Source organism: Soehngenia saccharolytica DSM 12858, assembly GCF_059568515.1.
In genome coordinates this window covers 70,969-94,831 of record NZ_JCANTN010000001.1, presented here as the reverse complement: position 1 = coordinate 94,831, position 23,863 = coordinate 70,969, and the positions used below count along the sequence as shown (strand labels likewise).

Annotated in this window: 27 protein-coding genes; 20 read left to right on the top strand and 7 right to left on the bottom strand. The window is 34.1% G+C overall.

Annotation, left to right across the window (positions count from 1 at the left end):
• The first annotated feature begins 6 nt into the window (after window positions 1–6).
• The 12 genes from BO51_RS00495 to rbsB all read left to right on the top strand — a co-directional run bounded on the left by BO51_RS00495 (window position 7) and on the right by rbsB (window position 10,876).
• The gene (locus tag BO51_RS00495; protein ID WP_496483042.1) at window positions 7–993 is read left to right on the top strand and encodes a D-cysteine desulfhydrase family protein; all 987 of its coding nucleotides are present in this window, start codon (window positions 7–9) and stop codon (window positions 991–993) included.
• A gap of 136 nt (window positions 994–1,129) precedes the next feature.
• A complete protein-coding gene (locus BO51_RS00490; protein ID WP_496483041.1) occupies window positions 1,130–1,615 on the top strand; it encodes a peptidylprolyl isomerase in 486 nt (161 codons plus the stop codon).
• 14 nt (window positions 1,616–1,629) lie between these two features.
• A complete protein-coding gene (locus BO51_RS00485; RefSeq protein WP_496483040.1) occupies window positions 1,630–2,055 on the top strand; it encodes a PPC domain-containing DNA-binding protein in 426 nt (141 codons plus the stop codon).
• Window positions 2,056–2,065: 10 nt separating this feature from the next.
• Window positions 2,066–2,944, top strand: a complete 879-nt coding sequence (gene galU / locus BO51_RS00480; protein WP_496483039.1) for a UTP--glucose-1-phosphate uridylyltransferase GalU — start codon at window positions 2,066–2,068, stop codon at window positions 2,942–2,944.
• A 4-nt stretch (window positions 2,945–2,948) separates the two neighbouring features.
• On the top strand, window positions 2,949–3,764 hold the full coding sequence (locus tag BO51_RS00475) for a Cof-type HAD-IIB family hydrolase (RefSeq protein WP_496483038.1): 816 nt from the start codon (window positions 2,949–2,951) through the stop codon (window positions 3,762–3,764).
• Window positions 3,765–3,835: 71 nt separating this feature from the next.
• A complete protein-coding gene (locus tag BO51_RS00470) occupies window positions 3,836–5,071 on the top strand; it encodes a M48 family metallopeptidase (protein WP_496483037.1) in 1,236 nt (411 codons plus the stop codon).
• Between the two features lie 91 nt (window positions 5,072–5,162).
• On the top strand, window positions 5,163–6,149 hold the full coding sequence (locus BO51_RS00465) for a LacI family DNA-binding transcriptional regulator (RefSeq protein ID WP_496483036.1): 987 nt from the start codon (window positions 5,163–5,165) through the stop codon (window positions 6,147–6,149).
• Entirely contained in the window at window positions 6,149–7,054 is a 906-nt protein-coding gene (gene rbsK, locus BO51_RS00460) for a ribokinase (RefSeq protein ID WP_496483035.1), read from the top strand. The genes BO51_RS00465 and rbsK overlap by 1 nt, the downstream gene beginning before the upstream one ends.
• Window positions 7,055–7,065: 11 nt before the next feature.
• On the top strand, window positions 7,066–8,559 hold the full coding sequence (locus BO51_RS00455) for a sugar ABC transporter ATP-binding protein (protein ID WP_496483034.1): 1,494 nt from the start codon (window positions 7,066–7,068) through the stop codon (window positions 8,557–8,559).
• 1 nt (window position 8,560) lies between these two features.
• Window positions 8,561–9,496: a ribose ABC transporter permease gene (gene rbsC, locus BO51_RS00450; protein WP_496483033.1), complete on the top strand. Its 936-nt coding sequence runs from the start codon at window positions 8,561–8,563 to the stop codon at window positions 9,494–9,496.
• A 10-nt stretch (window positions 9,497–9,506) separates the two neighbouring features.
• Window positions 9,507–9,905 carry a D-ribose pyranase gene (gene rbsD, locus BO51_RS00445; protein ID WP_496483032.1) on the top strand — a complete coding sequence of 133 codons (399 nt, stop codon included), beginning with the start codon at window positions 9,507–9,509 and terminating at the stop codon, window positions 9,903–9,905.
• A gap of 53 nt (window positions 9,906–9,958) precedes the next feature.
• On the top strand, window positions 9,959–10,876 hold the full coding sequence (gene rbsB, locus BO51_RS00440) for a ribose ABC transporter substrate-binding protein RbsB (protein WP_496483031.1): 918 nt from the start codon (window positions 9,959–9,961) through the stop codon (window positions 10,874–10,876).
• Between the two features lie 20 nt (window positions 10,877–10,896).
• Here rbsB and BO51_RS00435 read toward each other — a convergent pair whose 3' ends face one another.
• A complete protein-coding gene (locus BO51_RS00435) occupies window positions 10,897–11,385 on the bottom strand; it encodes a GNAT family N-acetyltransferase (RefSeq protein ID WP_496483030.1) in 489 nt (162 codons plus the stop codon).
• A 162-nt stretch (window positions 11,386–11,547) separates the two neighbouring features.
• Between BO51_RS00435 and BO51_RS00430 the strand changes: the two genes are divergently transcribed.
• On the top strand, window positions 11,548–12,759 hold the full coding sequence (locus BO51_RS00430; RefSeq protein ID WP_496483029.1) for an FprA family A-type flavoprotein: 1,212 nt from the start codon (window positions 11,548–11,550) through the stop codon (window positions 12,757–12,759).
• Window positions 12,760–12,771: 12 nt separating this feature from the next.
• Window positions 12,772–13,602, top strand: coding sequence for a ZIP family metal transporter (locus tag BO51_RS00425; RefSeq protein ID WP_496483028.1), 831 nt, complete (start codon window positions 12,772–12,774; stop codon window positions 13,600–13,602).
• Between the two features lie 86 nt (window positions 13,603–13,688).
• Here BO51_RS00425 and BO51_RS00420 read toward each other — a convergent pair whose 3' ends face one another.
• The 3 genes from BO51_RS00420 to yedE are packed head-to-tail and all read right to left on the bottom strand — an operon-like array spanning window position 13,689 to window position 15,214.
• Window positions 13,689–13,925 (bottom strand): putative Se/S carrier protein, encoded by a 237-nt coding sequence (locus tag BO51_RS00420; RefSeq protein WP_496483027.1) that lies wholly within the window; start codon window positions 13,923–13,925, stop codon window positions 13,689–13,691.
• 4 nt (window positions 13,926–13,929) lie between these two features.
• The gene (locus tag BO51_RS00415; RefSeq protein WP_496483026.1) at window positions 13,930–14,139 is read right to left on the bottom strand and encodes a sulfurtransferase TusA family protein; all 210 of its coding nucleotides are present in this window, start codon (window positions 14,137–14,139) and stop codon (window positions 13,930–13,932) included.
• Window positions 14,129–15,214 (bottom strand): YedE family putative selenium transporter, encoded by a 1,086-nt coding sequence (yedE, locus tag BO51_RS00410; RefSeq protein WP_496483025.1) that lies wholly within the window; start codon window positions 15,212–15,214, stop codon window positions 14,129–14,131. The genes BO51_RS00415 and yedE overlap by 11 nt, the downstream gene beginning before the upstream one ends.
• Window positions 15,215–15,373: 159 nt before the next feature.
• Here yedE and BO51_RS00405 point away from each other — a divergent pair, with 159 nt between their 5' ends.
• Window positions 15,374–16,522, top strand: coding sequence for an aminotransferase class V-fold PLP-dependent enzyme (locus tag BO51_RS00405; RefSeq protein WP_496483024.1), 1,149 nt, complete (start codon window positions 15,374–15,376; stop codon window positions 16,520–16,522).
• Window positions 16,523–16,532: 10 nt separating this feature from the next.
• Here the strand turns inward: BO51_RS00405 and BO51_RS00400 are convergent, their stop codons facing one another.
• Genes BO51_RS00400 through yqeC form a run of 3 tightly spaced genes read right to left on the bottom strand, consistent with a single transcriptional unit; the run spans window position 16,533 to window position 18,823 of the window.
• Window positions 16,533–17,315, bottom strand: coding sequence for an XdhC family protein (locus BO51_RS00400; RefSeq protein ID WP_496483023.1), 783 nt, complete (start codon window positions 17,313–17,315; stop codon window positions 16,533–16,535).
• Window positions 17,305–18,111 (bottom strand): selenium-dependent molybdenum cofactor biosynthesis protein YqeB, encoded by an 807-nt coding sequence (gene yqeB / locus BO51_RS00395; protein WP_496483022.1) that lies wholly within the window; start codon window positions 18,109–18,111, stop codon window positions 17,305–17,307. Before yqeB ends, BO51_RS00400 begins: the two co-directional genes overlap by 11 nt.
• Complete coding sequence (yqeC, locus tag BO51_RS00390) at window positions 18,092–18,823, bottom strand: selenium cofactor biosynthesis protein YqeC (protein WP_496483021.1); 732 nt, start codon at window positions 18,821–18,823, stop codon at window positions 18,092–18,094. Before yqeC ends, yqeB begins: the two co-directional genes overlap by 20 nt.
• A 201-nt stretch (window positions 18,824–19,024) precedes the next feature.
• Between yqeC and BO51_RS00385 the strand changes: the two genes are divergently transcribed.
• The 5 genes from BO51_RS00385 to BO51_RS00365 are packed head-to-tail and all read left to right on the top strand — an operon-like array spanning window position 19,025 to window position 23,786.
• Entirely contained in the window at window positions 19,025–19,879 is an 855-nt protein-coding gene (locus BO51_RS00385; RefSeq protein ID WP_496483020.1) for a MurR/RpiR family transcriptional regulator, read from the top strand.
• 21 nt (window positions 19,880–19,900) lie between these two features.
• A complete protein-coding gene (gene murQ, locus BO51_RS00380) occupies window positions 19,901–20,797 on the top strand; it encodes an N-acetylmuramic acid 6-phosphate etherase (protein ID WP_496483019.1) in 897 nt (298 codons plus the stop codon).
• Between the two features lie 21 nt (window positions 20,798–20,818).
• Window positions 20,819–22,243: a PTS transporter subunit EIIC gene (locus BO51_RS00375; RefSeq protein WP_496483018.1), complete on the top strand. Its 1,425-nt coding sequence runs from the start codon at window positions 20,819–20,821 to the stop codon at window positions 22,241–22,243.
• The gene (locus tag BO51_RS00370) at window positions 22,236–23,282 is read left to right on the top strand and encodes a MupG family TIM beta-alpha barrel fold protein (RefSeq protein ID WP_496483017.1); all 1,047 of its coding nucleotides are present in this window, start codon (window positions 22,236–22,238) and stop codon (window positions 23,280–23,282) included. Before BO51_RS00375 ends, BO51_RS00370 begins: the two co-directional genes overlap by 8 nt.
• Window positions 23,283–23,294: 12 nt before the next feature.
• Complete coding sequence (locus tag BO51_RS00365; RefSeq protein ID WP_496483016.1) at window positions 23,295–23,786, top strand: PTS sugar transporter subunit IIA; 492 nt, start codon at window positions 23,295–23,297, stop codon at window positions 23,784–23,786.
• The last annotated feature ends 77 nt before the right edge of the window (window positions 23,787–23,863 follow it).

Here is a 23,863-nt window from a genome sequence, read left to right as displayed (position 1 = left end):
ATCTTTATGCTATATGGTATTGAAAAACTAAACTTAGCTAATTTGCCTACACCAATTGAAAAATTAGAAAAAGTCTCGTTCTGTTTAAATAAAAATGTGTACATAAAAAGAGATGACTACACAGGGTTTGAGTTTTCTGGAAATAAGATAAGAAAACTCGAATTTAGTGTTAATGAGGCACTTAAAAAAGGTGCTAATCATTTGATTACTTGTGGAGCTATACAATCAAATCACGCAAGGGCAACGGCGGTTGTTGCTGCAAAGATAGGGCTTGGATGCACACTCATTTTAAAGGGAAATGATAGGGATGAAGTGGACGGAAATTATTTTTTAGATAAATTATTTGGTGCTGAGATTGTATTTGTATCATCTGATGATTATGCATTTAGGCGAAACGAAATAATGGAAAACACTAAAGAAGAGTTGCGAAAAAAAGGACTAAAGCCATATATCATACCAGAAGGTGCTTCAAACGGCATAGGGTCACTAGGTTATATAAATTGTTTTGAGGAAATTTTAATTCAGGAGAAAGAATTGGGCATAGATTTTGACGCAATTGTAGTTGCAGTTGGATCAGGAGGCACATATACTGGTCTGTATTTGGGCAATCAATTGCACAAGTCAAATAAAGAAATAATCGGATTTAATGTCTCTAGTACTGCTGAGCATTTTACTAAAAGGATTTGTGAACTTGTAGATGAAACATTGCAGTTGTTGGATAAATGTTATGATGTAAATAAAGTGGATGTAAAGATAATCGATGGCTATGTAGGCAGAGGCTATGCTATTAGCAGAGTGGAAGAATTAGAATTCATTGAGAAAATAGCTCAAACTGAAGGGATTATCTTAGATCCAGTTTATTCAGGCAAAGCTTTTTATGGACTTTTTAATGAAATCCAAAATGGAAATTTTAAGGATTTAAAAAGCATTTTATTTATTCATACTGGCGGGCAGTTTGGGATATTTCCAAAGAGATCTTTATTTGAGCTATAATAAACTAAGCTTTAAATTTCTTCTAATACCTTTCAGGATAAATTGGCGTATGGATAGTCACATAAAAGCAATAGTTTATAATCTTCATTTAATATGGTACAATTTAATATATAGATTCACGAAAGGATGTGCATTTATGGTAAATCCAATAGCGACAATTGAAATGGAGAACGGCAAAAAAATAAAATTAGAGCTTTATCCAGATATTGCTCCTATAACAGTAGAAAATTTTATTAAATTAGCAAAAGAAAATTTTTATGATGGAGTTATCTTTCACAGAGTGATAAAGGGATTTATGATACAAGGTGGAGATCCTGAAGGCACTGGAATGGGTGGGCCAGGTTACAGCATAAAAGGCGAGTTTAAAGAGAACGGTTTTGAAAATAACTTAAAGCATGAAAGAGGAGTCATTTCTATGGCAAGAGCGAGTGATCCCAACTCTGCTGGGTCCCAGTTTTTTATCATGCATCAAGACGCGCCTCATTTAGATGGTTCATATGCTGCTTTTGGCAGAGTTATTGAAGGGATCGAAGTAGTTGATGAAATTGCGAATGTAAAAACAGATTTTAGGGATAGGCCAATCGAAAAACAAGTAATAAAGACAATAACAATCGAAAAATAATTGGAGGTTTTAAAATGGAATATAGAGCTTTTGGGGATAAATACATCGCAAGGATTAACATAGGGGAAGAGATAGTTCAAAAGATCAAAGAACTAGTTGAAAAAGAGAACATCAAACTAGGCTCAATCATGGGCATTGGAGCAGTGGGTTCCGCTACTATCGGATTATTTGATACAAACACAAAAGAGTATCACTCGACAAAATTAGAGGGTGATTATGAAATAACAAGCCTTATAGGCAATATTTCAACAAAAAACGGCGAGACTTATCTTCACATGCATATAGCTTTAGGAGATGAAGAATACCACGTTCATGGTGGACACTTGAATGAGGCTGTTGTTAGCGCAACTTGTGAATTGGTTATTGAAAAAATAGATGGAGTTGTGGAAAGAGAGTTTGATGAAAATTCAGGATTAAACCTATACAAATTTGTCGATTAGGAGGGATTACATGAGAGTCAAAAAGGCTGTTATACCTGCAGCAGGTCTTGGGACTAGGTTTTTGCCAGCTACAAAAGCACAACCTAAAGAAATGCTGCCTATAGTTGACAAACCTACGCTTCAATACATCATAGAAGAAGCTGTGGAGTCTGGGATTGAGGAAATACTCATTATTACAGGTAGAAATAAAAAGAGCATTGAAGATCATTTTGACAAGTCGATAGAGTTAGAACTAGAGCTTGAAAAAGCAGGAAAGTCGGACCTTTTAGAAGAAGTGAGGAGAACTTCTGATTTGGCTGATATTTACTATATAAGGCAAAAACAACCTTTGGGGCTTGGACATGCTATTTATTGTGCCAAGACATTTATTGACAATGAGCCATTTGCAGTCCTTTTAGGCGACGATGTTGTTTACAATCCTGAGAAGCCTTGTTTAAAGCAGATGATAGACATTTATGATGAGTACAAAACCACTATTTTAGGTGTTCAGCAAGTAGATTATGAAGATGTAAGTAAATATGGCATTGTGGATGGGAAACACATCGAAGATAGAGTGTATAAAGTTAAGGACTTAGTAGAAAAACCACCTAAAGAATCAGCTCCATCAAACATTGCTATTTTAGGCAGATACATCATAAGCCCTTCTATATTTGAAGTGTTGGAGCATACAAAACCAGGGAAAAATGGCGAGATACAACTGACTGATGCATTAAAAGAACTGGCTAAAAGAGAAGCAATGTACGCATATGAATTTGAGGGCAAGAGATACGATGTGGGTGATAAATTGGGATTTTTACAGGCAACTGTTGAATTTGCATTGAGAAGAGATGACCTGAAAGAAGATTTTTTGAAGTATTTAATAGAATTAGTGGAAAGTGAGAGAGAGTAATTTAATGATTAAGCTTATAGGTTTGGATTTAGATGGAACATTATTGAATGATAATCACGAGATTTCAGATGAAAACAAAGTGATAATAGAAAATTTAAAGGAACTTGAAGTTAAAGTGGTGCTAGCTTCTGGCAGGGAAATAGAGTCGATGATTTGGGCTAGCAATGAGCTAAAACTTGACACGCCACTTATTGCGCTAAACGGAGCGATAGTAACTGACAATAAAGGGGAGAATGTCTTATTTGACAAACCTTTGAATTTAAAGAAAATAAAGGATTTGTTCATTGACTTATATGACAATGGAAGGTTTATGCTTATATTTTTTAAAGATGAGGTCATAGCTACTGACAACAATGATGAGTACTACAACATATTTACAAAATACAGCAATGTAATACCAAGAAGAGTAAACAACGTGGTTAAATACCTAGATGACAACAATCTATGGAATTCTGTGTATAAGATTATCTTTTCTGATGAGGAAGAAGTGCTTATAAAATTAAGAGATGATCTGAAAGGAAAGATAGATGAAGAATACACTTTAGCTTTTTCAATGCCGTTTTACTTGGAACTTTATGATTCAAATGTTTCAAAGGGAAAAGCGTTGGAATATGTAGCTAATATGTACGGGATTAGAAATGATGAGATAATGGCCATTGGAGATGGAGAAAATGACCTATCTATGATTGAGTTTGCAAAGATAGGCATAGCAATGGATAATGCACCAGACTTCATCAAAGAAAGAGCAAATTATGTCACAAGTTCAAATATTGAAAATGGAGTTTTTCATGCGATAAAGAAGTTCATATACAACGAATAGCCCGAGATTTCGGGCTATAATAATATACAGAATTATGTTCGACTAAATTATAAAAATTGGAGTGAGCAAATATGACATATAAATTAAAAACAACAATCGTTGTGTTTTTTATTGTATTGTTGGCGTTTATATTTCTTATGTTCAAGGCAGAGCTTAACAACATAGAATCTTTAAAGAGAGATTACCCTGAACTAGAAGAAACAGTATATAGCTATAGAATTGACTTGTTAAAGGTGTGGGCAGTTAGGTTAATAGCTACTTTTCTTTTGCCTCTTATATTTTTAGTAAGTGGACTATCGCAAAAGATAAGTATATTTGCACAAAACAAGCACAGTCTATTTGCGAGTGGGATAATTTATGGGCTAATTTTCTTTGGAATGATGTTTTTAATTAATTTGCCGATCAATTACTATGGCTCATACTATCTAGGGTATAAGTATGGGCTTTCGAATCAGACACTACTTAGATGGCTTGAATTAAATATAAAGTCATTTTTAGTAAATGATGCTGTTATTTCTTTGTTTTTATTCATTCCATTTCTGATTATATATAAAAGCCCAAACATGTGGTGGTTTAATCTCTGGCTTATTTCAATACCTGTGATTGTGTTTATTGTCTTTATATCGCCATTTGTTATAGACCCTATTTTTAACAACTACAGGCCGTTGGAGGATGGAGCGCTGAGGGATGAAATAACTGAAATTCTTGAAAAAGCAGACATAGAAGATGCTTCGATTATGGTAGTGGATAAGAGCAAAGACACAAAAGCTATGAATGCATACATGACCGGGATATTTAGTGCAAAGAGAATTGTTCTTTGGGACAATACAATAAACAATTTAGAAACCAAAGAGGTAGTGAGCATAACTGCGCATGAAATAGGGCACTATGTTAAAGGACACATTTGGAAAAACATATTGTTTGGGATAGCAGGAAGCTTTGTAATTCTATATTTATTAAATATTTCAGCCAATTGGGTGCTTGCGGAATCAAAAGGAGCATTCGGCTTTAAAAATATGACAAATCTTGCTGTGATTCCTTTGTTTTTGATTCTGATAAACTTGTTTAATTTTTTTGGAAGTCCTATTCAAAATGGGCTTTCAAGGGAATTTGAAAGACAAGCAGACAGGTTTGAAATTTCGCTCACAAAAGATAGAGAATCAGCGGTATCCGCATTAAAGAAAATAAACTACACAAATTTAGGGCTTCCAAGACCTTCAAAGTTCTATGAATTCTGGTATTATTCGCACCCTTCATTAGAAGAACGCATTGAATTCTATATGACAGAAGATTTCGAAGAAATTTAAAAAAATTTGTTGATTTATATTGAAGAAGTGATATTATTATATTAGGTAAACGATTACCCAATTAAACGATTAACTGACAAGTGGTGATAATATGGGCATAACAATAAAAGAGATTGCAGAGCTAGCAAACGTTTCTAGCGCAACTGTTTCCAAAGTACTAAATGACAAAGCTCCCTACATTAGTGAGGAAACAAAAAAGAGAATTTTCGACATAGCTAAAAAAGAGGGTTATATACCTAATGCAGTTGCTAAGAGCTTAAAAGTAAAATCGACGAAGACTATTGGAATTATAATTCCTGACGTGATGAATCTTTTCTTCTCTGAATTAGCGAGGGGAATAGAAGATGCTGCAGAGAAAAGAGGTTATTCAGTGATACTATGCAACTCTGACAATAACGAGGAAAAAGAAAAGAAATACATACAAGTGCTGCAGGAAAAGATGGTAGATGGTATTATCCTAACAGCATCTGAAAAAAGTGTGGAGAGATCACTCAATATGCGAAAAATTCCGATGGTTCTTTTAGACAGAGACATAAACACAGATGTAAAAGTTGGCAAGATCTTTGTCGACAACGAAACTGGGGAATATGAGGCATGTAAATATTTAATAGAAAAAGGCATAAGAGATATAGCATTTATTTCTTCTAATGTAATAAGTAAATCATCTAGTCAAAGGCTAAATGGATACAAAAGAGCTTTATCGGATTATGGAATAAAAATAGATGAGGACTTGATATATTTAGACAGCTACACAATAGAAACAGGATTTAATGGGGTTATAGAGATATTAAAGAAAAGAAAATTTAAAGGGATCTGCTGTGGAAATGATTTGATTGCGATAGGTGCGATAAATGCACTCAAGCAAAAACAGTTTAGAGTACCAGAGGATGTAAAAGTAATTGGATTTGATGATATTCAAATTTCTAAATACATCAATCCGCCACTTACTACTATAAAACAGCCAATTTACCAAATGGGTAAAGAGGCCGTAGACATGCTAGTCAACATGATTAATGGCTATGATATGGATTATGAGGTCATTCTAAGAACAAGTTTAATTGAAAGGATGAGTTGTTGATGGGCAATATTGTCGTCATTGGAAGTATCAATTTAGATTTAGTTGTTGAAGTCGATGAAATACCTAAAATAGGGGAAACGGTAACGGGGAATTCTCTTTCTCAAATACCTGGAGGAAAAGGCGCTAATCAAGCTGTTGCGATGGCAAAATTAGGCTGTGATGTGGACTTCTTAGGGAAGGTAGGCAATGACAGTTTTGCCAACATTGTTTTAAATTCAATGAAAGAATCAGGTGTAAATATAAAAAACATAAAGAGTGAAAGCACATCTACTGGAATTGCGGTTATAAATGTAGATAAAAATGCACACAACAACATCATAGTTATTCCAGGAGCAAACGGCAAAGTTGATGAAGCATATCTACTGGAGAATGAAGGGATTATCAAAAATGCGGAAGCTGTAGTTTTTCAACTAGAGATTCCAATAGATACGGTAAAATTTGGATTGAAACTAGCTAAAAAGCATGGCAAACTGACGATACTTAATCCAGCTCCAGCCTATGAATTGGATGATGAAATCATAGAAAACGTAGATATCATCATACCGAATGAGCATGAGATATCGAGGATAGCCCACATAGAAATCAAAGAAGAGGCAGACTTGATTAAAGCTAGTAAGCTGTTGATAGAGAGAAATGTCAAAAAGATAATAGTCACATTAGGTGAAAAAGGCGCGCTCTATGTAGATGAAAATACTTGTAAAATGTATCCTTCATACAAAGTGAAAGCAGTAGATTCAACTGCTGCAGGAGATGCATTTATAGGTGGTTTTGTAGCTAATTATATAAAGACGAAAGACATAGATAAAGCGATCGACATGGGACAAAAAACTGCAGCTATTTCAATTCAAAGGTTTGGCGCACAGACTTCATTGCCTACATTAGAAGAAGTAATAAATTTTAAATAGGAGAGAGTTTTATGGGTAGAGAAATACTGAGAATGGAGAACATTTCAAAGAGTTTTCCCGGTGTTAAAGCATTGGACGATGTTAGTTTAAAGGCATATGAAGGGGAAGTAATGGCGCTTTTAGGTGAAAACGGAGCAGGTAAAAGCACTTTGATGAAGATTTTATCGGGAGTATATACAAAAGACTCAGGGCGAATATTATTAAACGGAGAAGAAATAAATGTACTCAATCCTAGAGATGCAGCTGAAAAAGGAATCGCTATCATCCACCAAGAACTCAATCTAATACCAAATTTGACCGTTTATGAAAATATATTTTTAGGTAGAGAAAAGGTTAATTCCTATAAAGTACTAAAAAAAGATTGTATGATAGATGAATCTAAAAAGCTCTTGGAAAGGCTGAGAGTTGACATTGATCCTACGCTTAGAGTAAATGAGATATCGATAGCAAAACAACAGATGGTTGAAATTGCAAGAGCTTTATCTTTGAATGCTTCGGTAATAGTCATGGACGAACCTACGGATACACTAACCGACAAAGAAGTGGATAGCCTATTTGATGTTATAAGAGAACTAAAAACAGAAAACAAAGCGATTGTATATATTTCCCATAGACTTAAAGAAGTGTTTGAAATATGTGATAGAGCTACCGTTCTGAGAGATGGAAAATTAATTGACGAGCGGATGATCAGCGACTTGGATGAAGATGAGATAATCAAGTTAATGGTAGGCAGAACTTTGGATGAACAATTTCCATATTTAATGACACAGGTTAGTGAGAATGTGCTTGAAGTTATAAATCTGACAAATAAATACGTAAAAAATATTTCTTTTAGCCTAAAAAAAGGTGAAGTGCTAGGCATATCAGGGTTAGTTGGAGCTGGCAGAAGTGAATTGGGGAAAACCATATTTGGTTTGTATCCAATAGATGAAGGGGAGATTTTTCTAGAAGGGAAAAAAGTAGAATTCAAATCACCAAAAGAAGCAATTGAAAACGGAATAATGTATGTATCTGAAGATAGAAAATCTGAAGGATTAGTTCTTTCGATGGATGTAAAGTCTAACATAACACTTTCCTCACTCGACAAATTTAAAAGAGCGATTGGTCTTGACAAGAAAAAAGAAGAAAGAGTTACACAGGAGTATAGAGAGAAAATTAAAATCAAAACTCCTTCCTTGACGCAGAAAGTAAAAAATTTAAGTGGTGGCAATCAACAAAAAGTGGCGATTGCAAAATCCCTTTTAACTGAGCCAAAAGTGCTCATACTAGACGAACCAACCCGGGGGATAGACGTCGGGGCAAAAAGAGAAATTTATGATCTATTAAATGCAATTAAGAAAGAAGGCCATTGTGTGATCATGATATCTTCTGAAATGCCAGAAATCTTAGGGATGAGCGACAGAATAATAGTAATGCATGAAGGCGTAATAAAAGGAGAATTGACAAGGGAAGAAGCCACTTCTGAAAAGATAATGAACTATATCATTAAAGGGGAGGAAAACTAATTTGAAAACTAAATTGGGTAAAGCAAAGCCACTTTTAGGGCTTATATTAATTATTGTGGTTGTCAGCATTATTAGTCCAAACTTTTTATCAAAGGGCAATTTACTTACAGTTTTAAGACAGACTTCAATCAATGCAATTATAGCTGCAGGTATGACTTTTGTAATATTGACTGCAGGAATAGATCTTTCAGTTGGGTCTATATTAGGTTTTTCTGGAGCTATATGTGCGTATTTACTTACAAATGGGACAAATGTATTTATATCTTTTTTAGCTGCAATTTTAGTAGGTGCATTATTTGGGCTGTTTAATGGAGTGGTCATAACTAAAGGAAAAGTTCAGCCCTTCATTGCCACTTTGGCTACTATGATCCTTTTAAGAGGCGCGACAATGGTATTTACAAACGGCAAGCCAATTGCAGTAAAAGGAGAAAGTGCTACTAGAATGCTTAGGTATATAGCAAGAGGAGAGATACTAGGAATTCCAGTTGCAGTTATAATGATGATAATTATCTTTGCGATTTGCTACCATATTCTCCATAACACAAAATACGGAAGGCATATATATGCAGTTGGCGGAAATGAACAAGCAGCTTTACTTTCTGGAGTAAACACAGATCGAGTTAAGATGTTAGCATATATGATAAGTGGAATTTTAGCATCAATTGCTGGAATTATAGTTTTAGCAAGGCTTTCTTCAGCTCAACCTACAGCAGGTGATGGATATGAGTTAGATGCAATTGCAGCAGTAGTATTAGGAGGAACATCTCTGGCAGGTGGACAAGGTGCGATATTGGGAACTATCGTAGGGGCTTTGATCATTGGGATATTAAACAACGCTTTAAATTTACTTGACGTTCAATCATATTATCAAATGATTGTTAGAGCGATTGTAATACTGATTGCGGTATTACTAGATAGAAAAGATAAAAACAAATAGAGGTGATTGAATGAAAAAAAGAGGGATATTGAATGGAGAACTTTCTAAATTAATTGCAGAAATGGGGCATATGGATATGATCTTAATCGGAGATGCTGGCATGCCTGTGCCTAAGGGAGTTAAACTTATTGATTTAGCAGTAGTTGAAGGGATACCTGGCTTTATAGATGTACTAAAAGCAGTATTAGAGGATTTAAAAGTAGAAGAGGCTTATATAGATGTAGAGTTAAAAAGCATAAGCCCACAAATGAAAGAGAGACTTGATTCTGTTATAGATAACCAATTTAGAGTTAATGAAATTGAACACGAGAAATTAAAAGAGTTGTCCAAGGACTGTAAAGCTGTAATTAGAACAGGAGAATTTACTCCATACTCAAATATAATTCTAAAGTCTGGAGTTGTATTTTAAGTTTATAACAGTGTTAGCTGTTAGAATAAAAAATTAATGGGAGGTTAAAAAAGATGAAAAAATTAATTACAATGTTGATGGTACTAGTACTTAGTATCTCTCTTGTTGCTTGTACATCTAGTACAGATGAAGGAGAAGATACTACTGGTGGAAACACAGAAACAAAAAAAGTTGGTTTTGTTATATCGACACAATCAAATCCATTCTTCGTAACACTTAAAGAAGGAGCAGAAAGAAAAGCTAAGGATTTAGGCGTAGAATTGATTGTATTAGACTCACAAGACGATCCAGCAAAAGAAGCTTCTAATGTTGAAGACCTAATTACTAAGAAAGTAGATCTTATCGTAATCAATCCTACTGACTCTGATGCTGTTGTAAATAGCGTACTTGCTGCTAATGATGCTGGTATACCAGTAATAACTGTTGACAGAGCATCAAACGGCGGAGAAGTAGTATGCCATATTGCATCTGACAATGTCGCAGGTGGTAAAATGGCAGGAGAATTTATAATTGAACAACTAGGCGGAAAAGGCAAAGTTGTAGAGCTTGAAGGAATAGCTGGCACTAGCGCAGCTAGAGAAAGAGGAGAAGGCTTCAACGCTGCTTTAGAAGGCACAGAAATTGAAGTAGTTGCTAGACAAACTGCAGATTTTGATAGAGCAAAAGGCTTAGATGTAATGGAAAATATCCTTCAATCTCAACCTGAAATAGATGCTGTATTTGCTCACAATGATGAAATGGCTTTAGGCGCTTTAGAAGCAATAAAAGCAAGTGGAAGAGATATAATCGTAGTTGGCTTTGATGCAACTGACGATGCAGTAAAAGCTGTAGAAGCTGGTGAAATGGCAGCAACAGTTGCTCAACAACCTGGTTTAATGGGTGAAATCGCAATTGAGACAGCAATCAAAGTATTAAACGGAGAACAAGTTGACGCAAATATACCTGTTGAATTACAATTAGTTACAAAATAAGCATTAAAATAAGTGGTGAATTATTCACCACTTATTTTTAATCTCATGTAAATTGAATTTCCCATCGGATTGTCATTGAATGGCTCTGTTTCTTCAAATCCGTATTCTTTATACAGTTTTAATGCTGTTTCTAAATATGGGAGTGTATCTAAAATTATGTATTCATACCCTATTTCTTTAGCTGACTCAATAACTTTATCAACGAGTAAATGCGAATACCCATTTCCCCTGTACTCAGGTTTTATGTAAAGCCTTTTCATTTCACAAGCTGATTCATTTACTTTTCTCAAAGCTACACAACCAATTGGGATTTTATCTAATTTCAAAAGAAAAAGTCTTCCATAGGGGAGCCCATATTTTATTTTGGGATTTTCAAACTCTTCATCATAGTTTTGCTCAGATAAATAATCCCTAAACTTTTCATCCTTTTGTATGAGCATATTTGTATATTCTTCAAATAAATCTCTAATCGTTTCAAGCTCATCATAAGCTAATATAATTTCTATCATATGATCACCTCTTAATTCTTACATATTTAATTTACCATTTTATAGCTGCAATTACAATGTTATTGAAAATAAGGGCAGCATTTGATAAAATGTTAAATAGATAACATATTTTAATAATATTTCAAGAATGAAAAAGTTACAGAAATGATAAGGAGGGGTAGAATGGATGTAATAAAATTAGGTGATAGAATAACTAAATTGTCTGCAAGTTTAGATGGAATATTGTTTGAGGGAATGTGGGAGATACCAAATGGAGTATCATTGAATTCTTATATTGTAAAGGGAGAAAAAACAGCCATAATAGACGGCTTTTGTGATTGGGATGGAGTCCCTGAAAAATTATTTGAGCTATTAGACAAAGCAGAAGTTAAGTTAGAAGATATAAAATACTTAGTGATAAATCACATGGAGCCTGATCATTCTGGATGGATTAAGGATTTCAAAAAACTCAACACAGATTTTGAAGTGGTTTGTACTAAAAAAGCAGCAAATTTAATGAAAGCATTCTTCGACCAAGAAGAAAATGTAAGGGTAGTACAAACTTTGGATACGCTTGATTTAGGGGATGGAAAAGTTTTAGAGTTTTATGAAGTACCTAATGTGCATTGGCCTGAAACTATGATGACTTTTGAAAAATCTACAAAAACAGCATTTACTTGTGATTTGTTTGGAACATTTGGAAAGACAGACTATGATTTTGATGACGATTTAACCGATGAGGATTTGAGATATTTAGATGATGAGGGCTTGAGATATTATGCAAATGTAATGATGACCTTTTCACAACAAGTAAAAAGGGCAGTTGATAAATATGAAGAATTAGGGGCAAAGACAATAGCACCTGGGCATGGGATAGTTTGGAGAAAAGACCCAAGCAAGATAGTGCAGATGTATAGAAACTACATTGACTATGCTCTAGGGTATGGCAGAAAAGAGATAACCATATTATGGGGATCAATGTATGGAAGAACTGAAGAAGCAGTCAAAGAGATTGAAAAATATATCACTGAAAAGAACATAAAGCTAAATGTTCATAGACTGCCTGAGACAAATTGGGGAACTATGCTTAAATCTGTATTGAGCTCGTCAGGAGTAATAATAGCAGCTCCAACATATGAATATCAGATGTTTCCACCTGTTGCCTGTGCATTAGAAGAGATAGGCAGGAAGAAAATACTTAAAAGACATGCACTTGCATTTGGGTCTTATGGATGGACTAGTGGATTACAGAAAGAATTAGATGACATAATGAACAGATATAAATTAAATTGGGACTTTGTAGATACCTATATATTCAATGGCAGAGCAAGAAATGAAGATATAGATGTGATTAAAAAAAGAGTAGACGCATTGATAAATAATATTGGAATTTAGGGAGAGAAAAACATGCTAAATTTCTTGGATTCATTTTCACCAGTTCAGCAGGCATTCTTAGCAACTCTTTTTACTTATGGAGTAACAGCATTAGGTGCTGCGTTAGTGTTTTTCTTTAAGACTATAAATAAGTCTGTTTTAAATGGAATGCTGGGATTTGCAGCAGGCGTTATGATAGCAGCTTCATTTTGGTCATTGTTAGAACCAAGCCTAGAAATGGCGGAGAATTTAGGACAAGTGCCTTATTTGACAGCAGCTATAGGATTTTTATTAGGTGGCGGTTTTTTATATTTAGTTGATACACTGATGCCTCACTTGCATATGGGTCTTGAAAGCTCGAAAGCTGAGGGGCCGAAGACATCTTTGCAAAGGAGCATACTTTTAGTGCTAGCAATTACATTGCACAATATACCTGAAGGTTTAGCTGTTGGTGTTGCTTTTGGAGCAGCGGCTTTAGGAGATGCATCGGGAGCAACTATTGCAGGGGCTAGTGTATTGGCACTTGGCATAGGGCTTCAAAACTTTCCTGAAGGAGCAGCAGTGTCCATTCCGTTGAGAAGAGAAGGTTATTCAAGGGGAAAATCATTCTTTTTAGGTCAGGCATCTGGAATTGTTGAACCAATAGCAGCAGTTTTGGGCGCTTATGCCGTTGTAGCTATTCAACCAATGCTGCCATACGCTTTGGCGTTTGCAGCAGGAGCTATGATATATGTAGTAGTGGAAGAGCTTATTCCTGAAGCTCAGATGGATTCAAAACTTGGAAAGTCAATTACAGATATATCGACGATTGGATGTATGATTGGGTTTACGGTAATGATGGTGATGGATGTAGCATTAGGTTAGATGAATTTTCATCTAGCCTTTTTTAATATGTTTTTAATTAAGGCTAAGCATGAATAAATAAGGGGAAACAAAATGTTTGTTTACCCTTATTTACTCTGATAAATTTTCTTGTATTCGCCATCACTTAACATAAAAATACTTTCTATATCATTACTGACTATAGTCCTGATGTCAATTGTCGTAGAAAACTTAACACATATGCCGCAGCTTGAGCTTAAAGCTCTTGGAACAGGCATGATTTCATTTTCTACATTCTTTGATTTGAGAAATTTTGAGTACTTTATTGCTCCATAGTGCGTATAAAAAAGTGCTATATATTCCATATCATCACTTTGTAAGCGTCAATATATATGAATCTTTTTCTTCTTTAACCTCAACTTTATAGCCTGAGTTGATGGCAAATCTAGTGACATTCTCTTTAGCTACATTGCTGTCTACTAAAACTTGTACATTAGAATTATCCTTTATTGCATTTTTTGTCATCAAAACTGGCTCAGGACACGATCTTCCTCTGGCGTCTACTACTTTAAATTTCAATCTCAACACCCTCCTTAATCTCAACTTCAGTTGATTTTTCAATATTAAAGTATCCAATTAAAAATACTACTATAAAGCCGATTACTACAGCAACCTTTCCATTCAATGTAGGACCTTGAGCAGATGATGCGAGATTAAAATTATGAGCAAAGGCAGCACCGAAGACAAGCCCTAAAACCGTTATTGCTGAATCAATATTTCCTTCAGCTGATAAAATAAGTTGTCTTAGTGGGCATCCACCTAGCAGAACTGAAGCAAAACCAACTAGCCCCATTCCTAAGAAATTCCACAGACCATCAGTATGAGCAATAGGTTGATCAACAAAACCCAGTTTAAATTGACTTAATAATAAGTTCCCGACTAGAGCAGCAACAAAAATAGCCAAAAACCCTGAAATTAGATGAAAGTCTTTAAACATAATTACATCTCTTATACCTCCAGCACAGCAGAGTTTATTTTTTTGAGCTAACACTCCAACTATTAAGCCATCAACTAGTGAGAAATAAATTGGAGCATGGCTTGCTCCTGCGCCTTTTTCACTGAACAACAATAAACTTGGGAATGCCACTAAAAGAATAAATAAAACAACTGTTACACTTGGCATAATAAATCCTTCAAACTTTGGCAATTCATAAGTTCTTCTTAGACTAAAACCTTTATTTAAAAATAGCACACCAACAAATATACCGCCTGCAAATCCTAAAATACCAAAAATTGCATTTAAATCTCCACCAGCTAATCTTAAAATCATTCTAAGTGGACATCCTAAAAACATTAGCGCTCCAATCATGACAAAAAAGCCTAAAACAAATCGAGTAAGTGGGGCTGAACCACCTCTTACTTTAAATTCTTTACCTGCAATGCTCATCAAAAATGCTCCGATTACTATTCCGATTATTTCAGGTCTAACATATTGCACAGCTTCTGCCCTATGTAATCCTAAAGCTCCTGCTGTATCTCTTATAAAACAAGCGATACAAAAACCCATATTAGCAGGATTTCCAAATTTAACTAATAAAACTGAAATTAGTCCAATTACTAGACCTGTGAAAATAATACCTTTGTTCTTTTTCATCAACAATCTCCTCCCTTCTTATTTAATTTTAATATACAACAATTGTTAAAAAATAAACATTTTAATTCGCAATAGATAATCATTATCTATTGAAAAAAATAATAGTGAATATAGAATCTAATGATATATTTGATGTATTATAGTTATGGAGGGATAAATATGAACAAAATATATTTAGATAATGCTGCTACGAGTTTCCCAAAAGCGCCTGGAGTTAGTGATAGCATGAAGTACTATATTAACAATATAGGAGCCAACATAAATAGAGGAGGGTATAGCGAACAATATAAAGCCGAAGAAATTGTATTTGAGACAAGAGAAATGTTAAGAGAATTATTTAATGGAGAAGACAGTGCAAATTGTATATTTACTCAAAATATAACACAAAGTTTAAACACTGTAATCAAGGGATATTTAAAGCATGGTGATCATGTAATTGTTTCTTCAATGGAACATAATGCTGTTATGAGGCCTTTAGTTCAATTAGAAAAATGCGGAGTGGAGTTTACAAGAGTTAAGTGTGATGAATTTGGGCGGCTTAATCCATATGATATTGAAAAGTCTATAAAGGAAAACACTAAATTAGTAGTGATAACACATGCGTCTAATGTATGTGGTACGATTCTACCTATAAAAGAAATTGGAGAAATATGCAGGAGAAATGGAGTGAAGTTTGTTGTTGATACAGCCCAAACTGCGGGCAGTATAATGATAGATATGAGAGAAAACAATATCGACTTTCTCCCATTTACTGGGCATAAGGGTTTAATGGGTCCACAAGGCATTGGAGGTTTTTTAGTTTCAAGTGATATGATAAATGAGATTGAGCCACTTATTGTAGGTGGAACAGGCAGCATGTCAGATACAGAGGAAATTCCTCCATTTATGCCAGACAGATTTGAAAGTGGCACGTTAAACTTGCCTGGTATATTTGGATTAAGTGAAGCTTTAAAATTCATAAAAAAGACCGGGATAGACAATATTTATAAAAAAGAAATGAATTTGGCACAAAAGCTCATAGACGGATTAAATGACATAGATAAACTTAAGATAGTTGGATTAAAAGCTACTGAAGGCAGAGTTAGCACTATATCTGTGGATTGTCTTCACCATGACAATGCTTCAGTGGCCCATGCACTTGATTCAGAATATAATATCATGACAAGGTGCGGACTGCATTGCGCTCCATCGGCCCACAAAACTTTAGGGACATTCCCTCAGGGGACGATTAGATTTTCTATAGGGTATCATAATACTTTAGAAGAAATAAATTATACCTTAGATGCTTTGAGAAAAATACTATATTAGAAAATTCCCCTTAATTTTTAAGGGGAATTTTATTGTTTTTTACAGCTAGTATTTCTGCTATTATGCTAATTGCTAATTCTTCAGGTGAGTTTGTAGCAATATTAAAACCTATTGGAGCTTTAACTTTTGACAATTTGATCTCATCTATTCCGTTAGACAAGAGCTCATCAAATATTTCTTTTACTTTTTTCTTACTGCCCATTAGACCTATGTAATTTGCGTTAGAGTTTACCACGGATTCTAATGCTTCATAGTCTTCTCTATGGCTTCTTGTGACAATACAGATATAAGTATTTTCATCAATATGGCAATTGATCAAAGATTCATTTATTTTCCCTAAGATCAACTCATCTGCATCAGGAAATCTCATTTCATTTAAGTATTCTTCTCTGTCATCTAAAACAGATATTTTAAAGTCCAGTGTTTTTGCTATATCATAGAGAGCTTTTCCCACATGACCAGCACCGCATATGATTAATTTAGGTTTTGATTTGAAGGTTTCGATGAAAACATCAACCTCTCCGCCACATATCATGCCGATGTCTGGCGAATTTAGAGGAAGATTAAATATGCTGCTTTTTTGCGACTGAATGCACTCCTTTGACAATTCTATGACTTTAAGTTCCAATGCTCCTCCGCCAATTGTCCCGACTGTTTCACCATTTTCTAAAATAAGCATATCAGCGCCAATTTCCCTCGGCGTAGAGCCTTTTGCATTTACAACAGTTGCATGTGCAAATACTTTTCCTTTATCTAGAAGCTCAATAAGTTCTTTTAAAACATTAACATTCATTTTTATCACCCTTTGATAATCCATGTAATAGTGCTTCTAAAACTCCTCCAGCCACAGCTCTTGCTTTATCAGAAATAGTGTAAATATAATCTATGTCTGATCTAGGATCTATATCTCCTATTTTTAACCCTTTTTCAATATAAAGGTTTTCTCTTATAAGTCCTCGAATAACTCCGCTTATTGGAGCTTTTACTTTTTCCTCTCCTACAAAGCTGATGACATCGCCTTCATTCACTAAATCACCAATTTTTCTCACGTGCCTAATTAAACCATCGCAAGGTGACTTTACAACCCTTTCTTCTCCATATCCCATGATAATTCCTGGAATCCCGGTGTTTGCAATCGCACATCCTTTATATATTACTCTTCCGAGATAATGCCCTCTCTTTGTTTCAATTACATAATCAACATCATCACCCGCACAAAATCCTGGACCTACACCAATAGTAATAGGAGCCATATTTTTATTGGTTCCGATATTTCTTTTAGCCAAGATTGCATCAACAACTGCTATTGGCTTTATTTGACTTATGCTTAAGCCCTCTTCGTCAATTAAAACTGGAACATTTCCATCTTCCAATATTGATAGAGCAGCCTTTACGTTATCTGCAAATACAGCTTTTACACCTTCAACGGTTGTTTCTCCATCGTATATGGCTTCCGAAAATGACACAGTTCTTCTGATAGAAAGCGGTTTTTCAATTTCCAGAGCAATCACTTTAAATCCAGACTTAAAAAGCCTATGTATAATACCTGACGCAATATCTCCTGCGCCTCTAACTATTACTATTTGCATTGACTTTCCTCCAATCATACATTTCACCAAAAACTACCTTAAGGCCTGGAACATCTTTTAAACTACTCTTGATTTCGATAGCATCAGAAATTTCTATAATTTTATTTATATATAAAATCTTCTCTCCAACGGCATTTTTAAATAATCCTAGGGGACTTTTCACTAATTCGGTTATAGAATTGATGTCAACCGAATCATCAATTAATTTATCTGTCAATTTGCAAAAGATTTCAGGCCTATGGCATATTTCTTGAATTGGTTTTCCTAATGAATCTAGACCTATTACTCCTACGGTCTTTGTAGTGTAGTTTGTTATTACGGGTTCAGTTTCATTTGGAGCTTTAATAGGTTTTTCTCTTGAACCGTCAGCTTCAATGAGTATGTAGTCAAAGACATCTCTTTTTATTATCTCATCAATATTATTTAAATCTAAGCATTTCACTTTTTTACCTATAGAAGTGTCTGCATAAAATGTAATTGAACTGTCTTTAGGTACATAATCTTCAGGGAATGAACCAATGAAGATAATGTCATATATGTCCATATTTGGATTGAACATAGCGGTTGATGTTGTTACAAGAACTTTTTTGTTTAGTGAAGACAACTCTTTTGAAAGTTTTTCAATTGTAGTAGTCTTTCCTCCGGCACCGACAAAAGAGATGATATCGCGATTTGATAGATCAATATTAAATTTTTGATATATATAGTCCATAATATTCTCCTAAAGTTATTATCATTAATTATAGCATAAAGTGAGTTAAGTATTAAATATATGCAAATAAATTAGCTTATTAAATATAAATCATTCATAATATGAAATATAATTTCATTATATCATTAATCAGTTTATAATTTAATTTCAAATGGTATAATATTCATAACACTTTGTTAAGTTATTCCATGGAGGCAACTTATGAAAAGTACATTTGTTAGAATTCAAGAGTATAAAGCTAATGCAAATGGCGCAGATAAGAAGATAATTGATTTTCTGCTTGAGAAACCTGAGGAAGCAGCAAATTTTACTATTCATGAACTAGCTGAGAAAACGTATTCTTCTGCTTCTACCATAGTGAGATTATGCAAGAAATTAGGGTTTAAAGGCTACAAAGATTTTCAGAAATCTTTGGTTTATGAGCTGGCATTAAAAAAAGAGGTATTAGACGAAAAAAGCCAAGAAATAAATCGGGAAGATTCGTTAGAAAGCATTATTGAGAAAGTAACATACAAGAATGTTGTTTCATTGGAAAATACTATGAAGCTTATTGATTTAGAAATACTAGAAAAATGTGTTGATTTGTTGGACAAGGCAAATACAATTCACCTATTTGGAATGGGCTCATCGCTTTTAGTGGCAAAAGATGCCTATCTTAAATTTTTAAGAGTGAATAAACCATGCTTGATTAGCGATGACTGGCATGCTCAGTTGCTTCAAGCCCGAAACATCACTAAGGATGATGTTGCAATTGCGATCAGCTATTCAGGAATGACAGAAGAAGTTCTTAGGTGTGTGCAAACAGCCAAAGAAAATAATGCACCAATTATAGCTATAACGAGATTTGAAGAAAATCCATTGTCTGTAATTGCGGATTATAATCTTTATGTTTCAGCGACAGAATTTATATTTAGAAGCGGTGCAATGTCTTCTAGAATATCTCAATTGAATATAATTGATATTTTATTTACGGCATTTATAAATAGAAATTATGAAAAGTATTTAAAGCAATTTGAAAAGACGCATATACAAAAACCGTATAAACCAGTTGATTAATAAGAAGGAGGAGATAAAAACATGACAAATATAGAAAAACTAACAACAGAAGCAAGGAATCCAAAGACATATAATTTAGATGAGATGTCACCATTGGAAATCGTTAGAGTTATGAATGAAGAAGATGAAAATGTAGTCAAGGCTGTACGAGATGAGCTTGAGAATATTGCAAAAGCAATTGAGACTTGTACTAAAGCTTTAGAAAACGGTGGAAGGCTAATTTACATGGGAGCAGGAACTAGTGGAAGACTTGGACTATTAGATGCTGTAGAATGTCCACCAACATTTGGAACGCCTGATGATTTAGTAATTGGACTGATTGCTGGAGGTGAAAAGGCATTCATAAAAGCAGTAGAAGGTGCTGAAGATAGTACGACATTAGGTGAAGAAGATCTAAAATCAATCGGTGTGAATAGTAAAGATGTTGTTGTTGGCATAGCTGCAAGTGGTAGAACTCCTTACGTAATATTTGGGTTAAAATATGCTAAGTCAATAGGTGCACATACAATTGCGATTGCATGTAATAAAGATTCAGAAGTTGGCAAAGAGGCGGATTTAGCAATAGAAGTTGTGACAGGTCCTGAAGTATTGACTGGATCAACTAGATTAAAAGCAGGCACTGCACAAAAAATGGTTTTAAATATGATATCAACAGGGACAATGGTTGGAATAGGTAAAGTGTACCAAAACTTGATGGTAGATGTAGTCCAAACAAATGAAAAACTTAAAATTAGAGCTGAAAATATTGTTATTTCTGCAACTAATTGTACTAGAGAAGAAGCCAAAAAATATTTAGACTTGGCAAATGGCAATGCTAAAACTGCAATAGTTATGATTCTTAAGGGATGTACATTTGAAGAAGCGACAGACAGATTGTTAAAAAGTAAAGGACATATTAGACTAGCTCTATTAAATTAATATATAAAGGGGAGGAAAAGTATGGATAATAAGGAACTCGCTAAGAAAATTGTTGAACTTGTTGGTGGCAAAGAAAATGTTTTAAAAGCAGCTAATTGTATGACTAGACTTAGAATTACAGTTAAAGATCCTAGTCTTGTAAAAGAAGAGGAGCTAAAAAACACTGAGGGTATACTTGGAATTGTTTTAGACGGTAATTATGCACAAATTGTTTTGGGGCCAGGCAAAGCTAAGAAAGTTGCGGATATCTGCATCGATGAACTAGGGATTCCTAGGGATTTCTCTGTAGATGAAGATTGGATAGAGAACAAAGAGGAAATGAAAGCTATGCAGAAAAAAAGCCCTATGAAAAATGCAATAAAGACAATTGCAGATATTTTTATCCCTCTTATACCTGCAATTATTGCAGCAGGGTTATTTAACGGTCTTGCTAGTTTAATTTCAACACTACAAGGTCAAGCAATATTACCGGCTGAAGGAACATGGAAAGCCATCCAACTTTTATTTGCTCTTATCGGTGGAGGATTCTTAAGCTATTTTGCAATTTATACAGGCATTAATTCAGCAAAACAATTTGGGGCAACTGAAGGTCTAGGAGGAATGCTTGGCGCAATCTCAATAAGCCCAAATATTGTTGCTATTTCTACAATCTTTGGATTATATGATGCCGATGTGCCATTAAATTCTATATTGACAACTGGCAAGGGTGGAATAATAGGAGTAATATTAGGTGTCTGGATATTATCTAGGATAGAGAAATGGATAAGAAAGAGAATACCTGATGTATTAGATTTAGTAGTAACTCCATTTTTAACATTACTAATAACTTCAGTGCTATTTGTTTTTATCATTATGCCTGTTACAGGTTACATTTCCGACTTGTTAGTAAAAGGTTTGAGTTTAATAATTGGTTCTTCTAATTCGATTGTCAATATTATTAGTGGATATATCTTGGCTGCTATATTTTTACCAATGGTATTGTTAGGGCTTCATCATGGATTAATTCCTATATACGCTATTCAATTAGAAAATTTAGGTGGAGTATCTTTGTTCCCTGTTCTTGCTATGGCTGGAGCTGGTCAAGTAGGTGCTGCTATTGCTATTTATATCAAAGCTAAAAGAGTGGGAAATCATAGAATGCAAAAGATTATAACAGGTGCATTACCTGCTGGATTTTTAGGAGTAGGTGAACCACTTATTTATGGAGTTACATTGCCATTATTTAAACCGTTTATAACTGCAGGGCTAGGGGCTGGATTTGGTGGAGCATATGTTATGTTTAGTAAAGTAATGGCAAATGCATGGGGTCCTTCAGGATTAGTAGCTATACCAATAATGAAACCTGAATCGATGTTAAACTATTTTATTGGCTTAGTTATTTCATATATTGCTGGATTCATAATAACTTATTTCACTATGAAAGATGAAGATGTTAAAAATGTCTAGTAATATTGGTTATTCAATTTATGTTTCCTCATGGAGAGAAAATATAGAAGCTCTATCCTCTGTATACACAGAGGGAGCTTCTGTATTTACATCACTACATGTGCCGGAAGAAAACAAGAACAATTTCATAGACGAGTCAATTGAAATGATAAAGAATATCAAAGACATAGGATATAAAGTAATAGCTGATGTTTCAACAAGAACTCTGTTAAACTTTAATGTTAATAGTCTTGACGAATTAATTGATATGCTAAAGTTAGATGTGATACGAATAGACTACGGTTTTACTGATGAAGAGATAAATCGAATAAAAAGTCAATGCTTGATAGCTGTAAATGGATCAACAATAAGTGAGTCAAGTGTAGTGAAATTAATTAATTCAAATAAGAACATTATTGCTATACACAACTATTATCCAAGAACAGATACAGGACTAGATGATGAGCAATTTAGATATATCAATGAAATGTTATCTTCTAAAGGACTTAAAGTGTATGCATTTATACCAGGAGACATTAACCTAAGAGGTCCAATTTATGAAGGGTTACCAACTATAGAAAGCCATAGAAGAAATTCACCTTATGCTTGTTATGTAGATATGGATAAAAACTATTCTGTAGATGGAATAATAGTTGGCGATGGTATATTGTCTGATTTTGAGAATGAATTGATTTATAACTATAGAAAAAGCGGCATTATCAGTATTCCCATAGTATTAGACGATAATTATAAGTATCTAAATGGTGCTATTTTTAGTATAAGAGAAGATTCTCCTTATTCTTTAATGAGATTAAAAGAGTCGCGAGAATATTCCACTATCGGGGAAAGTATAAGAGATTATAATTGTATAGAAAGAAAAATCGGAAGTTTGACCATAGATAATTATAAATATGCTCGTTATTCTGGAGAAATACAAATAACAAAAAAAGATTATGATAAAGACGAAAGGGTAAATGTAATTGGGCACGTAAAAGATGAATATAAGTTGCTTTTAAGGTGCATAAGAAACAGAGATAAAATTAAAATCATTGATATTTAGGAAGTGAATTAGATGTTTGATATATTTAAAAGGAATACAAGTGGGGAGATAATAATAAAATCACCAATAACTGGGGAAATTATAGGCATTAATGAGGTACCAGATAAAGTATTTTCAGGAAAGCTAGTTGGTGATGGAATAGGTATATTGCCTCAAGATAGTTATGTTTATTCACCTGTTAATGGAGAGATAGTTCAAATAGCACCACAAAAGTATGCTATAGGATTTAGAACTAAAGAAAATGTTGAAATACTAATACATTTAGGTATTGATACAGTTAAGCTAAAGGGTAAGGGATTTGAAGTTTATGCAAGTAAAAATCAAAGAATTAAAACTGGAGACAAACTTATTAAAGTCGACTGGGATTTTGTTTCTGAAAATGCAAAATCAATTATATCACCGATAGTCATAACAAACATGGAGGCAATTAAAGAATTAAAAATTATTCCTGATGGACGAGTAAATGCAGGAGATGATTTGTTTTCAATTATCTTAAATAATTAGCTAAAAACCGAGTAGGTAATTCACTTACTCGTTTTTTTATTTATTAAAATAGGGTATCATTAATCTGAAGGAGGCAA

Bases quoted from the DNA above. Each gene is read 5' to 3' on its own strand.
- BO51_RS00495 (WP_496483042.1), top strand. From the start codon at position 7: ATGCTATATGGTATTGAAAAACTAAACTTAGCTAATTTGCCTACACCA.
- BO51_RS00490 (WP_496483041.1), top strand. From the start codon at position 1,130: ATGGTAAATCCAATAGCGACAATTGAAATGGAGAACGGCAAAAAAATA.
- BO51_RS00485 (WP_496483040.1), top strand. From the start codon at position 1,630: ATGGAATATAGAGCTTTTGGGGATAAATACATCGCAAGGATTAACATA.
- galU (WP_496483039.1), top strand. From the start codon at position 2,066: ATGAGAGTCAAAAAGGCTGTTATACCTGCAGCAGGTCTTGGGACTAGG.
- BO51_RS00475 (WP_496483038.1), top strand. From the start codon at position 2,949: ATGATTAAGCTTATAGGTTTGGATTTAGATGGAACATTATTGAATGAT.
- BO51_RS00470 (WP_496483037.1), top strand. From the start codon at position 3,836: ATGACATATAAATTAAAAACAACAATCGTTGTGTTTTTTATTGTATTG.
- BO51_RS00465 (WP_496483036.1), top strand. From the start codon at position 5,163: ATGGGCATAACAATAAAAGAGATTGCAGAGCTAGCAAACGTTTCTAGC.
- rbsK (WP_496483035.1), top strand. From the start codon at position 6,149: ATGGGCAATATTGTCGTCATTGGAAGTATCAATTTAGATTTAGTTGTT.
- BO51_RS00455 (WP_496483034.1), top strand. From the start codon at position 7,066: ATGGGTAGAGAAATACTGAGAATGGAGAACATTTCAAAGAGTTTTCCC.
- rbsD (WP_496483032.1), top strand. From the start codon at position 9,507: ATGAAAAAAAGAGGGATATTGAATGGAGAACTTTCTAAATTAATTGCA.
- rbsB (WP_496483031.1), top strand. From the start codon at position 9,959: ATGAAAAAATTAATTACAATGTTGATGGTACTAGTACTTAGTATCTCT.
- BO51_RS00435 (WP_496483030.1), bottom strand. From the start codon at position 11,385: ATGATAGAAATTATATTAGCTTATGATGAGCTTGAAACGATTAGAGAT.
- BO51_RS00430 (WP_496483029.1), top strand. From the start codon at position 11,548: ATGGATGTAATAAAATTAGGTGATAGAATAACTAAATTGTCTGCAAGT.
- BO51_RS00425 (WP_496483028.1), top strand. From the start codon at position 12,772: ATGCTAAATTTCTTGGATTCATTTTCACCAGTTCAGCAGGCATTCTTA.
- BO51_RS00420 (WP_496483027.1), bottom strand. From the start codon at position 13,925: ATGGAATATATAGCACTTTTTTATACGCACTATGGAGCAATAAAGTAC.
- yedE (WP_496483025.1), bottom strand. From the start codon at position 15,214: ATGAAAAAGAACAAAGGTATTATTTTCACAGGTCTAGTAATTGGACTA.
- BO51_RS00405 (WP_496483024.1), top strand. From the start codon at position 15,374: ATGAACAAAATATATTTAGATAATGCTGCTACGAGTTTCCCAAAAGCG.
- BO51_RS00400 (WP_496483023.1), bottom strand. From the start codon at position 17,315: ATGAATGTTAATGTTTTAAAAGAACTTATTGAGCTTCTAGATAAAGGA.
- yqeB (WP_496483022.1), bottom strand. From the start codon at position 18,111: ATGCAAATAGTAATAGTTAGAGGCGCAGGAGATATTGCGTCAGGTATT.
- yqeC (WP_496483021.1), bottom strand. From the start codon at position 18,823: ATGGACTATATATATCAAAAATTTAATATTGATCTATCAAATCGCGAT.
- BO51_RS00385 (WP_496483020.1), top strand. From the start codon at position 19,025: ATGAAAAGTACATTTGTTAGAATTCAAGAGTATAAAGCTAATGCAAAT.
- murQ (WP_496483019.1), top strand. From the start codon at position 19,901: ATGACAAATATAGAAAAACTAACAACAGAAGCAAGGAATCCAAAGACA.
- BO51_RS00375 (WP_496483018.1), top strand. From the start codon at position 20,819: ATGGATAATAAGGAACTCGCTAAGAAAATTGTTGAACTTGTTGGTGGC.
- BO51_RS00370 (WP_496483017.1), top strand. From the start codon at position 22,236: ATGTCTAGTAATATTGGTTATTCAATTTATGTTTCCTCATGGAGAGAA.
- BO51_RS00365 (WP_496483016.1), top strand. From the start codon at position 23,295: ATGTTTGATATATTTAAAAGGAATACAAGTGGGGAGATAATAATAAAA.